At 40.8% G+C, this 13,334-nt stretch carries 14 protein-coding genes; 5 read left to right on the forward strand and 9 right to left on the reverse strand.

The window, feature by feature from the left end; all coding sequences use genetic code 11:
• The first annotated feature begins 99 nt into the window (after positions 1–99).
• Both B5G52_RS03805 and nudB read left to right on the forward strand, forming a co-directional pair.
• Positions 100–1,953 carry a monovalent cation:proton antiporter-2 (CPA2) family protein gene (locus B5G52_RS03805; RefSeq protein WP_087531366.1) on the forward strand — a complete coding sequence of 618 codons (1,854 nt, stop codon included), beginning with the start codon at positions 100–102 and terminating at the stop codon, positions 1,951–1,953.
• 130 nt (positions 1,954–2,083) lie between these two features.
• Positions 2,084–2,530: a dihydroneopterin triphosphate diphosphatase gene (gene nudB / locus B5G52_RS03810; protein WP_087531367.1), complete on the forward strand. Its 447-nt coding sequence runs from the start codon at positions 2,084–2,086 to the stop codon at positions 2,528–2,530.
• 3 nt (positions 2,531–2,533) lie between these two features.
• Here the strand turns inward: nudB and B5G52_RS03815 are convergent, their stop codons facing one another.
• Together B5G52_RS03815 and B5G52_RS03820 are read right to left on the reverse strand one after the other, a co-directional pair.
• Positions 2,534–3,679 carry a DUF1624 domain-containing protein gene (locus tag B5G52_RS03815; protein WP_087531368.1) on the reverse strand — a complete coding sequence of 382 codons (1,146 nt, stop codon included), beginning with the start codon at positions 3,677–3,679 and terminating at the stop codon, positions 2,534–2,536.
• Positions 3,669–5,741, reverse strand: a complete 2,073-nt coding sequence (locus tag B5G52_RS03820) for a TonB-dependent siderophore receptor (protein ID WP_087531369.1) — start codon at positions 5,739–5,741, stop codon at positions 3,669–3,671. Before B5G52_RS03820 ends, B5G52_RS03815 begins: the two co-directional genes overlap by 11 nt.
• 167 nt (positions 5,742–5,908) lie before the next feature.
• Between B5G52_RS03820 and B5G52_RS03825 the strand changes: the two genes are divergently transcribed.
• Both B5G52_RS03825 and B5G52_RS03830 read left to right on the forward strand, forming a co-directional pair.
• Positions 5,909–6,355 carry an energy transducer TonB gene (locus B5G52_RS03825; protein WP_087531370.1) on the forward strand — a complete coding sequence of 149 codons (447 nt, stop codon included), beginning with the start codon at positions 5,909–5,911 and terminating at the stop codon, positions 6,353–6,355.
• A gap of 81 nt (positions 6,356–6,436) precedes the next feature.
• The gene (locus B5G52_RS03830; protein WP_176372494.1) at positions 6,437–6,682 is read left to right on the forward strand and encodes a DUF3297 family protein; all 246 of its coding nucleotides are present in this window, start codon (positions 6,437–6,439) and stop codon (positions 6,680–6,682) included.
• A gap of 37 nt (positions 6,683–6,719) precedes the next feature.
• On the opposite strand, the gene B5G52_RS03835 is transcribed toward B5G52_RS03830, so the two are convergent.
• Positions 6,720–7,946: an ABC transporter permease gene (locus B5G52_RS03835; protein ID WP_087531372.1), complete on the reverse strand. Its 1,227-nt coding sequence runs from the start codon at positions 7,944–7,946 to the stop codon at positions 6,720–6,722.
• Positions 7,947–8,031: 85 nt separating this feature from the next.
• Between B5G52_RS03835 and B5G52_RS03840 the strand changes: the two genes are divergently transcribed.
• Positions 8,032–8,625 carry a DUF3299 domain-containing protein gene (locus B5G52_RS03840; RefSeq protein WP_087531373.1) on the forward strand — a complete coding sequence of 198 codons (594 nt, stop codon included), beginning with the start codon at positions 8,032–8,034 and terminating at the stop codon, positions 8,623–8,625.
• On the opposite strand, the gene B5G52_RS03845 is transcribed toward B5G52_RS03840, so the two are convergent.
• The 6 genes from B5G52_RS03845 to B5G52_RS03870 are packed head-to-tail and all read right to left on the reverse strand — an operon-like array spanning position 8,613 to position 13,323.
• Entirely contained in the window at positions 8,613–9,644 is a 1,032-nt protein-coding gene (locus B5G52_RS03845; RefSeq protein ID WP_087531374.1) for a GTP-binding protein, read from the reverse strand. The two genes, B5G52_RS03840 and B5G52_RS03845, sit on opposite strands and share 13 nt — an antisense overlap.
• Positions 9,645–9,694: 50 nt before the next feature.
• A complete protein-coding gene (gene folE2 / locus B5G52_RS03850) occupies positions 9,695–10,609 on the reverse strand; it encodes a GTP cyclohydrolase FolE2 (RefSeq protein WP_087531375.1) in 915 nt (304 codons plus the stop codon).
• Between the two features lie 17 nt (positions 10,610–10,626).
• On the reverse strand, positions 10,627–11,955 hold the full coding sequence (locus tag B5G52_RS03855; protein WP_087531376.1) for a dihydroorotase: 1,329 nt from the start codon (positions 11,953–11,955) through the stop codon (positions 10,627–10,629).
• Entirely contained in the window at positions 11,952–12,380 is a 429-nt protein-coding gene (locus B5G52_RS03860; protein ID WP_087531377.1) for a MerC domain-containing protein, read from the reverse strand. The genes B5G52_RS03855 and B5G52_RS03860 overlap by 4 nt, the downstream gene beginning before the upstream one ends.
• An 11-nt stretch (positions 12,381–12,391) precedes the next feature.
• Positions 12,392–12,868, reverse strand: a complete 477-nt coding sequence (locus B5G52_RS03865; protein WP_176372495.1) for a Fur family transcriptional regulator — start codon at positions 12,866–12,868, stop codon at positions 12,392–12,394.
• On the reverse strand, positions 12,865–13,323 hold the full coding sequence (locus tag B5G52_RS03870) for a DUF2796 domain-containing protein (RefSeq protein ID WP_176372496.1): 459 nt from the start codon (positions 13,321–13,323) through the stop codon (positions 12,865–12,867). The genes B5G52_RS03865 and B5G52_RS03870 overlap by 4 nt, the downstream gene beginning before the upstream one ends.
• Positions 13,324–13,334: the final 11 nt, after the last annotated feature.

Consider the following 13,334-nt stretch of genomic DNA (forward strand, 5'->3'; position numbering starts at 1 on the left):
AAGGCTATCAAAATCGTTGCTAGATGACATAAGCATACCTTTCGAAAATCTAAATTTAAGGCATACTTACATCTAATCAGCATAATCTTGGAATCTGCAATGTTAGAAGTTGCTTTAATTTACTTAGCCGCAGCGATTGTTGCAGTGCCAATTGCAAAACGTTTAGGGCTTGGCTCTGTGCTTGGCTATTTATTAGCGGGGATTTTAATTGGTCCGTTTATTTTAGGTTTAGTAGGAGATCAAACCTCCGTCATGCACTTTGCTGAGTTTGGCGTGGTGATGATGCTGTTTTTAGTCGGCCTTGAGTTACAACCAGCTCGGCTTTGGAAACTACGCCACTCTATTTTAGGTCTCGGTGGCTTGCAAGTCACACTAACTGCGATGCTCATTTTTACCATATGCTATTGGTTATTAGCAATGAAATGGCAAAGCGCACTGGCTATCGGCTTAATGCTAGCGCTATCATCAACAGCCATTGTATTACAAAGCCTTGAAGAAAAAGGCTGGCTAAAAACCGAGGCGGGTCAAAACGCCTTCTCTGTATTACTTTTTCAAGATATTGCAGTTATACCTATTTTGGCTTTACTACCTTTGCTTGCATTTGAACCACAATTAAATACCACTGACATAAATCATTCTCTCACAGCCGACTGGCCCGTCTGGGGGCAAGTAATGGCTTCGGTAACTGTTATAGCAGCTATTATTTTAGCTGGTAAGTATATTTCAGCGCCGCTTTTTAGGTATATCGCCGAGACTCGCATGCGCGAAATATTTACTGTTTTTGCATTATTTTTAGTTGTCGCTATAGCAATAATTATGCAAAACGTGGGCTTATCTCCCGCACTCGGCACCTTCTTAGCTGGTGTGGTTTTAGCAGAAAGTGAGTTTCGTCATGAACTAGAAGCCGATATTGAGCCGTTCAAAGGGTTATTACTAGGGCTGTTCTTTGTTGCGGTTGGTGCATCGATAAACTTTGCTCTGTTGTTCGATCAGTTTGCTAATGTAGCTATGCTTGTGGTGGCTTTAATTGCCGTGAAAGCCGCAGTACTATATGCACTCGCTCGTGCTTTTAAAATACACCAGACACAACAATTACTCTTCACTTTAGCCTTAGCACAAGGCGGTGAATTTGCATTTGTATTATTAACAATGACCAACTCACTGCAAATTCTCACACCGGAACAAAGCAGTTTAACCACCCTTGTAGTGGCAATATCGATGCTGGTCGCTCCTTTACTTCTTATGCTTTACGACCAACTGCAAAAACGCAGTAATATAACCAGTGTGCCTGCATTTGATAAACCAGAGCAAATAAGCCCAGCTAAGCATGTAATCATCGCCGGTTACGGTCGGTTTGGGCAAATTATGGGGCGTTTATTGAGTACCCAAGGCTATGATATTAGCGTTCTTGATCACAGCCCAAGTCAGATTGATTTACTGCGCCGCTTTGGCAATACCGTACATTACGGGGATGCCGCCAGAAAAGAGCTCCTTGAAGCTGCTGGCGCAGATACCGCACAATTGCTGGTAATTGCTATTGATAATGCTGATAAAACACTTGAAATAGTTACCCTAGCCCGAAAACACTTTCCACAACTAAAAATAGTGGCGCGCGCAATCGACCGCCGCCATGCTTATCAACTACTGCAACTCGAGGTCGATGCATTTAACCGTGAAACGGTCGATTCGGCTATAAACTTAGGTGTTGAAACCCTTGAATTGTTAGGTAACTCAAAAGAAGATGCACAACGCGCAGGACATTTATTTAGAGAGCATGATCGCGAGTCTGTAATAAAACTAGCAAAACTTTGGGGCGACGATCACAGCTACGGCGTAGCTGTGCGTCAACGTACAGAAGACTTAAAACAAGTACTCAATCAAGATAAGCAAGCCCGCTCAAGCCTCAATACCTGCGACCAAGGCGATTGCGAGGAGCACACTAATAGTACTTAGACTTAAGTTATTACTGTTACTTAACTAAGTTTTAGTGTTAAGGGTATTTGTTAAAGATAAAGCCAGCACTTCTAGTTTCTAACCCAGTGCTGCGCTAAACTATCGGCATCTAAGTCATTGAGTATTTATCTTGCCTACAAATGCGACTCTTCGTCAGCCTTATTCTGTATTAGTGGTTATTTATAAAAAGAATAAAGATTTTTTATTAATTCAACGAACTGATGACGCTAACTTTTGGCAATCTGTGACAGGTGGTATTGATGAAGCTGAAACACCACAGGACACAGCGCACCGAGAGCTTTTAGAAGAAACAGGCATTGATGCCCGCGCATTAGGGATAACCATACGCGATCATCATAAAACCAATCAATATGCTATTCGTGAGCAGTGGCGGCACAGATACCAAGACGATGCATTAATAAATACCGAGCATGTGTTTAGCATCTGTGTGCCAGACGATATTACTATTCTACTAGACCCTAATGAACACACCGATTTTATATGGCTTACTCAACAACAAGCCGCAGAAAAAGCATGGTCACCCAGCAATCGCGATGAAATACTTAACTTAAAGTAGAAGCTACAAATACTTTAACCACGGCTTTTGAGTTGCTCGCTTGTACTGACTAAACCATTTAGTTGGCCAATACAAACTAATAGCTAATGAAGCCGCAATTAGCCAAATCCAGCCAATGTGATCAACACCAAAATAGCTGCCCTGATTAGCACCATACACAGCATGGCCAATAGCGTATAACACGAGCAACGCATAAAGGTGAACTATATAGAAAAACATTGGTACAGAGCCATAAATGCGCAGTGCATTTAAAAAGCGATTTAATGGCCTTTCAAATAGCCATAAACCAAAAAACATCATCGCTAAAGTGATTAATAAAAAACTTAATGATGGTGGGTATTTAGTCACATTAAATACCGACATTAAGGTCTCTGCGGTGCTTGCAAATTGCTGCCAAGGCAAGGTCTCACCATAAATATTAAAACCACGTAAAATAGCAAAAAGTGCAACGCAGCCAAAACCTAAACCAACTAACCACTGTTTTCTGTCATCGCTATCACGACTAGCCGCATACAACGGGCCTGCACAATAACCGAGTAATATCACGCCAATCCAAGGCAACACTGGGTAACTAATTTTTACATCAATTAATCCACCTTGGGAGATATAACCGCGGTCGTGCAATATAGTCCACAAGGTATAACCCCATTCATCTGTGCTGAAACTAATTGGTGTAAGTAAGTTATGACCAAATACAATCAGTAAACCTAACAGCAATAACACCCGTTGCGGCAACTTAATTAGTAGCGCGAGCGTGAGCATACACAAACCGATTGCCCACATCACTTGTAGCCAAATCGTATGAAAATAGCCCATCCACGAAAAACAAATAACCGTGACTTCAAGGGCAATTAAAAATAGCCCCCGTTTAATCAAAAAGCTACGTGCTGAACGCGCAACACCATTCGCTGGGTGACTATACAACCACGCCGAAAGGCCGGTTAAAAATATAAAGGTAGGCGCACAAAAATGCGCCGCAAAACGGCTCCAAAAAAGTCCTGGGCTTGTTGCGTCTACATCCATAGGATCAGACACCTGCATATGCAAAAAAAACCGTTCACGAACATGGTCAACAAGCATTAATAAAATAACCACACCACGCATTATATCAATGCTGTGGATACGATTTTTAAGCTGCTTAGAAGTCATACGTTAAACCAAGTTTGAATTGTGTTGGCGCACCAGGGTAAACCCATAAAGCGTTGTAACTACTGGCGATATAACTTTCATCAAATATGTTATCCACATTGAGTGATACTGCCGTACGATCGGTTACTTGCCATTTAGCAAATAAGCCGACTAATTGATAACTCGGTAGACGGAATGTCAAATCCGCAGGATCGCCAAGTCGGTCTGAAATATATTGATAATGACCACCAATTTTGATGTCTTGCTCAAGTACACGGGTATCATGATTTAATGAAAGCGAAAAGTTATTCTCAGGTACGTTAACTAATGGGCTGCCTTTTGGAATTGGTACTAACCAATCAACATTAACAACATCATTCGCTGTTTCAGCCTTTACATAGGCGTATGAGATTGTGTATTCAGTATTAGCTCCTAAACTGCCAGTTACATCAACTTCCACACCTTTACTGCTTACTTTACCAATAGGTCTTGAATAACCATTATCGTCAGCCACCAACATATTACCTTTGCCTGCATCAAATAAAGCAATCGTACCGCTGATGTCATCAAAGCCAAATTTCAAACCTATTTCAAACGAGTCACTTTCTTCAAAACCAAACGGTTCACCCTGGGCATCAGTGCCGCTTAATGGCAAAAAGCCTTCTGAATAACTGGTATAAAGATTAATCGCATCGTTTAATTCATACACCATACCAAAGCGCGGACTAACACGGTTTTCTTTACTAGTTGAGGCAACACCAGATTTGGTTTCAAGAATGTCTTGTTCGATTTCATCAAAACGCAAACCCACCATTACTTTAAAGCGTTCAGTAACATCTAATTGGTCTTGTAAATAGATGCCGTATGCATTTTGTTTTCCGTTGTTTTCATACAACGGCTCAACATCCGGGCCTTCGCCTGTGCTGTAATTTGGTTCATAAATATCAATAGTATACGTACCATTACCGCCACGATAACGATACAGCCCAGTGCGTAGTTCATAATCATAAGCATCAGCACCAAGCAAAATATGATTAGTGATCCCCGCTACTTCAAAGTGACCACTGAGCTCAAAACGCAAGCTTAAATCTTCGGACTCATAGTCTCGATAGCGATGTTGCCGGGTTAAGGTGTGGCCATCATCAAACAATGATTGGCGTGATGGCGAAAGTTCCGCATCAGAAGAAAAACCATTTAACGTTGCTGTACGGTAGTTTGCACCCAGTAATAATGTCCAGTCACTACTAAAATCATAGTCATAGCTTAACTGATGGCCCCGTGAATGAACCTTAGTAGGGCCATCGTTTGGATTACCTAAGAAGCGATCTTCAGGCACAGTATCAAAATTATCGTTAAGAACCACAATACCACGATCATACATCTGCTGTTGATCAACGTACTCAAATTCATACGTAAGTGATGACTCATCGTTAATTTGATAATAAAGCGAAGGCGTGATCACAAACTTATCGTGGTGTACGTAATCTCTAAAACTATCGCTATCTTGCCACGCACCGTTTATTCTAAAAGCGATATCATCTGTAAGGCCGCCAGTGTAATCACCTTGTACACGTTTATGATTGTCACTACCCAGCTCAGCTTTTAATTGGCCTTGCTGATAAAACTGTGGCTTTTTAGTAATTATGTTTATCGTACCTCCTGGCTCAGAGCGACCATATAGAGCCGAACCTGGGCCTTTCAATACTTCAATGTAGTCGATATTTGACACGTCACGTGGACCCGCAAACCCTTTGCCACCACTAAAGCCATTAATTAAGTAACCCGACGGCATATTTTCATTACCTGATAAACCGCGAATTGAATAGCTATCCCACAGTGCACCGCCGTTATTTTTACGAGAGATACTGGCAGAAAAATCCAACGCATCTCGAAACTTGGTAATACCATTATCAATCATCAAGTCTTGATCTAAAGTGGTAATAGACTGTGGCAACTCTTTAAGCGGAATATCTCCTCTAAAGGCTTGTTTGTGTTCAATAGTGATAGTTTCTAGGTCTGATTCTGTTGCAACAGAGCCAAACGAAATTGCCGCAACGGCTAAAGATAATGCAGTGTATTTCATAATCGATTTATAATTTATCAGGTACCAATATTTGTCGTTATAATATAACACATTAATATATTACCGTTATACAATAACATCCCAATATTTAGCATAATGACTTGTTTTACTTTACTGAAATAAACACTTACTATGATAAAGTGATTAAAAAACAACCAAGGATAGAAATGAAGATATTATGCGTTTTTTTATTGCTGATAACATCACAATTTGTTCACGGCCAAACTACCAGCATTTCTGATCAGCGCCCTCTCGCTGACATACAAGTACAGTTCTTAGATCAGCAAGGTCGTTGGCATCGACTGCAAAAAATACCTAATCACCGATACCCACAAGAGTTACTAAATGTAGAAGGGAAAGGTTGTGTGATTAGTCATTTTGATATTTCGACCTCTGGGCAAGTTAAAAATATTAAAATTGCAAACATCGACCCAACACGCTTCAGCAAACAACTACAAAAAGTGACTCGTCAGTTAATACGAGATTGGCGCTGGCCTGAGCAAGAACAGCAAACAAAACTAACAATGCGGTTTGATTATTGTTATGAAAGTGATAAAACCCGAGATGAAATCACTCAACACTGTATTACTCAATCAGAACAAGAGTGTGATTAAATATTTATGCTTTAGCGCTATTGAGCCTAAAGCCTGTATTGCCTACAATAGCGCACAATCTATTCAATGCAGATCACAATTATGACTGATACCAATAAACCTGAGTTACCAGACCAATTATCTATCAATCCACGCAGTAAGTTTTATGTTGAAGAAGTATTTGAACATGAAATTGGTGTAACCCTTAATGGCAAAGAACGCTTTGACGTTGAAGAATATTGCATCAGCGAAGGTTGGATCAAAGTAGCCGCACCAAAAGCACTAGACCGCCGTGGTCAGCCTTTACTTATGAAAGTAAAAGGCACTGTAGACGTGTTTTATAAGTAACAGCTCAATTACTTCATTGTAGGCCCCATTATTAGGCTTACAATGAGGTATGCAACGCACTTTTATAAGCCTCGCGTGCTGGTAAAAGTGCCGTTATTATTGCAGCCATAGTGACTAATCCTGTCATTTGTAACGTGTGCCAAGTAAATAAACTTCCAACCAAAAATAAACCAAACTCTGTTGCTAGCCAATCACCTAACACCATTAGGTTTGCACTAAGCAAAAGCACTGAAACCACATTTGCCACGAGTACAATCACTAACGCTTCGAGCAAAATTAAACTGAAAATAACCACTGGACTAGCACCAACCACTCTTAATACTGCAATTTCCGCTTTTCGTTGCTCCATAGATGCAAGCAGCATGGTTGATAAACCAAATAGCGACGATAACAACACCAATAAGCTGATCACACGTAATAGCTGCTCTACAGTGCCCATAAGCTGCCATAATTCGGTCATAGCAACGCCTGGTAACATGGCCATTAGTCTATCTTTACGGTAGTTGTTGAGTTGTCGTTGTAATGTAAACGTTGTGAATTTGGATTTTAGCCCTAGCATCACCGCAGTAACGCTTTTAGGGGTTAAATCTATTGCGCTTTTATCATTTAGTAGCAGGCGCTGTTTACTTGTAGGCAAGTGAATGGCTTCAATTGCGGGTATGCTAATGTGTAAAGTGTTGTCGACCGCTGTCCCCGTTGCTTTTAATATGCCAGAAATGACAAACGGTGTATTATCGTGCTTGGTAAAGCTGGTGCTGCCAATACCATGGGCTATGACTATTTTATCCCCCAATTTGTAGTTTAATTTTTTAGCTACATCGGCGCCAATCACCACATCAAATAAGTCGCTAAATACCTTTCCACCTTGCATTTTCAGTGGTTGTGCATCACCGTATTTATAATGTTTAAAATAGCTGTCATCGGTGGCCATAACCCGAAACCCTCGGTGCGAATCACCTAGCGATATGGGGACTGCCCACTCTACTTGCTTATTATTTTTTAATAACTCATAGCTTTCATAACTAATATTATTAGTTGCGCTGCCCATTCTAAAAACAGCATATAACAGCAAGTTCAGTTGCCCACTAGGTGCCCCAACAATCAAATCTACACCGGTTATAGAACGACTAAAACTCTGCTTGGCTTGTAATCGAATATGCTCAACACTCAGTAACACACTAATACTTATCAACAATGATAAAAACGTAAGCACCACTGACTTTCGTCGGTTTGCTAAGCTTTTGCATGCAAGTGTGATTAACATCGGGCTCCTAAGTGGTTCTGTCTATACACAATCAACTTTGATATGTTATAACAAACCAAACCTTAATTAATAGCCGTTATTTCTTATGTTTCGTGATTTACACTTTGCCAAGCAACCGTTTTTATTATTAGCCTTTTGTTTTTTAATCTCTTTAAGCTCCTACGCCTACGCCAATAGCAATCAACCGGTAAGCTATCAGCAATTAGAATGGACGCAATTGATGCCAGCTGATGACTTAGATGCTTTATTAAACCCACCAGAGTCTTTATACGATATTGAAGATGGTTCAGAGCAAGACGATTTAGATGTATTCAAACAAGGTGATGTGGAAGACCTTGAAACCACTCGTTACTTACAAGCATTATCATCAAGCAAAGTGATAGCTGAGTTTGACCAAAAAGCCATTCGCATCCCTGGGTTTATCGTTCCTTTAACATCAAATGCAGAACAAAACGTCACTGAGTTTTTTATAGTGCCCTACTTTGGCGCATGTTTACATATGCCACCGCCACCACCGAATCAAATAATCTATTCAACATCTGAACAAGGTATTAAATTGGATAGCTTGTATGAGCCGTTTTGGTTTGAAGGTACGTTAGTAATTGAAAGCATTGAAAACAGCGTGGCGAGTTCAGCGTACCGGCTTCAGCTGAACAATGTAGCACCTTACGAAGAGTGAGTTATAAGGCATGCCATTAATTGCGCCTGCCAATGAGCATCTGTTTGGGTGGCGATTATTTCGAGGCGGCTTTCAGCCACTTTTTCTAATGGTAACTCAGTTAACGTATCTGCTGTAAAGTTGTAACCGAATGTGCCTTGCTCTGTGAGTATAACAGCCTTCCCACGTTCTACTTGCAAGCCACTCAACCAAGTGTACAGCGTATCTCTGTTAAAAATTTTATCCGCCGCAAAGCGCCAACCAATAGCTTGGTAACCTTCACCTTTATTTTCAACCATTAGCATGCCAGATGCTGGGATGGCGACACTGTTAATATCTGATGTATGACTGCGTTGATGTTGGTGCTCATGGTGGTGATGATCGTGGCTATCACGATTCCATGCCGTCTTTGATTCACCCTCTAACAATGCAGGTTCAATTAAGCCTTGCTCAGCAAAAATCACCGGAATTTGCTTACCTTTGCGTGCTCTTACATAGTCTTGCAATAGGCTTTTATCCCCTGCTTGATAAAGATCTTGTTTATTACCCAGAATAATATCCGCAATATCTATTTGTTGGTTGAATGTATCGTGGCTAGTATAGCGAGTGTCATGTAGCTTTCTTGCATCAACGAGTGTCACATTATTTTGAATATCCAACACATTTTGATAGTGCGCAGAATTTAAAACCTCTAGCACCTCTTTTGGATGACCAAGTCCTGTCGGTTCAATTAATAACCTGTGTGGTTGGGCCTGTTTTAATAGTTGGTTTAGTGCAACTTGCATAGGCAACCCAGCTGTACAGCACATACAGCCACCGGGCACTTCTGTTATAAATACTTCGTCGCTTTTTCCATTTAAGTTATTTAGTAAACCGCCATCAATACCGATTTCGCCAAACTCATTTACTAATACGGCCCAACGTTCACTCTCTGGTTTATGTTTAAGTAATGACAAAATTGCCGTTGTTTTACCTACCCCTAAAAAGCCAGTAATTATATTAGTTGGAATACCTTGTAATGGGTTCGTGCTAGAATTCATAGGGAGTGTTTATAATCTCACGAGAAGAAATAATACAAAGTTATAATTACTTATAACTTGTCGTAGCCTTGCGGAAACTTATGGTCAATAACCACCGCATTGTGAGCATGTAAACTTTCTTGATGCTCAACTTTGAACCAATAATCCGATATTTTCTCGTTGTTTTCCAGCGCTTGTTTTAAACGCCTTGCAGCATCTTCACAAAACATCAGGTTTTCGGCATTTAATTTTGCAAATGCTTGCTCGTCTTCGCGTTTTACCGCTGTTTGTACGGGCGTAACAATCACGTCTTCAAAGTTTTTGATCAGCGCTGAAAAGTCAGGTAGCTCACTATGCTGTAATTGTAACTTTAAATATGCAAATGAACGTTGACTATGCGGTGTAGCAACAGAGCCTTGTTGCGAGCTTATCCACGTTAATAATGCCTCTTTTGATACCGACTCTTCGCTAAATTGCGCGGCAATTGCATCACTCATCGCTTGTCTTGATAGCGCGGCAGAGCAAGGGCAAGTGCTAGAATAAGGAATACTTAATGACAGCTCTGTATTCATTTTTTCATTGATATATTCACAACGAATACTTACCGGGTAAGTTTGATAACCAAATTGCCCGCTCAGCAAAGCTGGCTTTCGTATCGTTAATTCAAAATCTAACTGCAGTCTTGCAGCTAGGCTTAAGCCCTCTTGTGAGCTAACGAGCGTCTGCAGTAAAGCTGTGAGCGCCACTATTGTAAGTGGTTCATTGGTTAATGACTCTTTTAACCGCAAATACAGCCGAGACATATGAATGCCTTTAGCATCCGCCTTATCTAAACTCACAAACACGTTCGCTTTAGCAGATAGTGATGAACTAGGTTGCTCTGCAAGTGTTATTGGTAAGGCTATACCTTCCATACCCACCCATTTTAAAGGTAACGAAGCCGTTGTAAGTTGTTTAGATGTAACATCAGGTAAATTCATATTTATTATCTATCTTTTCATTCTTAGCGATTAAATAACAAAGGCATAGCAATGCCAGTTGTTGTAATTAGGTTTTGACCATCAAATACTTGCTCGCCATTAACCCAAGTAGCCTTTATTTTTGCCGGAAAACGGTGGCCATCAAATGGCGTCCAACCACATTGATAACGAGCTGTTTCATGACTTGCTAGCGTTGAGTCATTCATATCGACTAACACTAAATCAGCAAAATAACCTTCACGAATAAAGCCTCGATCTATAATGTTGTAGCGTAATGCAGGGTTATGGGCCGTTTTTTCAACTATTAGCTCTATGGTTAAACGCTGTTGCTGTACATGCTCAAGTAAGGTGAGTAACGCGTGCTCAACTAACGGTAGGCCAGCAGGGGCTTGGCTATAAGGAGTCTGTTTTTCATCCCATGTATGCGGGGCATGATCAGTGGCAATAATATCAATTTGACCATTGATTACTCCTTGCAACAACACATCACGATCACTCTTAGCTTTGATCGCAGGGTTACATTTAATCAGGTTCCCGCGCTGCGCGTAGTCCTCTTCGCTAAACCACAAATGATGAACGCAGGCTTCGGCAGTAATATGTTTATTACGAATATCACCTGTTGAAAACAAGCTTAGCTCTTTTTCTGTCGTAATATGTAACACATGCAATTGGCTTTGGTGCTTTTTAGCCAGTCCGACAGCATAAGATGAAGAAGCATAACAGGCCTGCGTATCACGAATAATTGGGTGATGTTGTATTTCTAAAGGTTGTTCCTGTAAGGTCTCAAGGTTTTTGGCAATAACACTGCCATCTTCACAGTGTGTAACTATAAGCGTTGGACTGTGTTTAAATATTTGCTCTAACGCAACTGGATGCTCAACCAATAAGTCACCAGTCGATGCGCCCATAAAGACTTTTACCCCACAGTGACGCGTAGGATCGAGCCGTTTTATCTGCTCTAAATTGTTTTCTGTGGCACCTAAATAAAAACTGTAATTTGCCAAAGAGTAATCACGCCCTAGCGCAAACTTTTGCTCCAATGCTTCAATGGTCGTGGTTGATGGGCTCACATTAGGCATTTCCATAAAACTAGTAATACCACCAGCAACGGCCGCCCGCGACTCACTGGCTATGTTACCTTTATGCGTTAAACCAGGTTCACGAAAGTGCACTTGGTCATCAATCATGCCGGGTAATAAATAACAGCCATCTGCTGCGATTATAGTATCGCCAGCTTGTGCTGAGATTTCTGTTGCTATTTTTTCTATCCGGCCATCAACTATGCGTACATCACTAATGTATGACTTGCCTTCATTTACAATCTTAGCCTGCTTTATTAATGTCACTTTCAATTTGCTTGCTCCGATACACTACCAGTGCACGGGCACTCTTCATCATCTTTAGCTAAACATTGGCGATAATTAAACCAATGCGCAACAGCAATAAAAGCCGCACCAACAAGCGTAAATCCTTTCTCGCCTAACTCACCGAATAACGCCTCACCAGCAGTCACTGCGAGTACCATTAAAATAACGCCTACGAATCCTGAAACCATATAACGAAAACGTTTATGCTTTTTACAACCCAAACTCAATGCAAGTACGCTGGTAGGTATAACGGCCGCTAAAATCCAAAAATGAAACTGTTCGTTATCTAGTTGTAATGCTGCAAAACTAGGTAATAGCGTCAGTAAAATAGGGGTTGCAAAGCAGTGGATTGTGCACATCATTGAAAGTCCGATAGCAAACTTATCCATTACACTTTGTGTTGATTTCATTCTCGTTTCCTCTAATTGGTTTTAGGTGGCTTTGGTTTGCATTGGCAACATAAACCCGTAATTTCTAACTGTGACTTACTCGGTGTGAAGCCTGCGATCTCCACCTGTTCGAACAAGGCTTTTACTTTGTCATTCACATCATTCATCTCTATGACTTTGTTACATGAGCTGCAAATCAAAAACATAGATAGCTGATGCTGGCATCCGTCATTTGCATGACTGCATGCCATAAATTTATTCTCTGACTTTAATCGGTGTACTAAATCTACCGATTCAAGAAAGTCTAAAATTCGATAAACAGACATCGCCAAAATAGGCGCATCCATTACCTTATTGAATTGATCTGTCAGCTCATAAGCAGATAAAGGTTTTTTTGCTTTTAGTAATATTTCTAAAACTTGCTGGCGTTTTTCTGTGAGTTTCCCGCCTGAAGTCGCACACTTTATATCTGCAAAACGAATTGCTTTTTTAAGTTGTTGTTGATTCACTCTAACCACACTAACTCAGGTTTACTTGGCTTGAGTTTTGCCATTCCTTGCCCCTTTTCATGACTCCATTGAACCTCTACCTGTTGCAATGAGCTTACCCAGTCAAAAATCGTTAGCGTTATTTGCTTGGCTGGTGATTCACATAACAGTCTATATTCGACCTTAATATCTTGATGTGCATGAGCATCATCGTGTGCGCTGGGCAACGTTGACTCGCTTTGCTCCATAACACATGCATTATCAAACTTTACAACTTGTTCTATAACTGCCAACCGCTTATGAAGCGCAGCTACTCGCTGTATTTGTTCTGGTGTTTCTGGGGTGTGCTCAAAACCAAGCACATCCGCTGCTGGCAAAGTGAATTGTAAATGCCAGTGTTGCTTTTGCTGCACTATTAATAACTGACCTTGACCATGAACATGTTGATGCTCATGACTTGCAGCAAAAAAAGGCATTAATAAAATTA

This window comes from Pseudoalteromonas sp. A601 (assembly GCF_002165575.1).
Classification (GTDB): Bacteria; Pseudomonadota; Gammaproteobacteria; order Enterobacterales; family Alteromonadaceae; genus Pseudoalteromonas.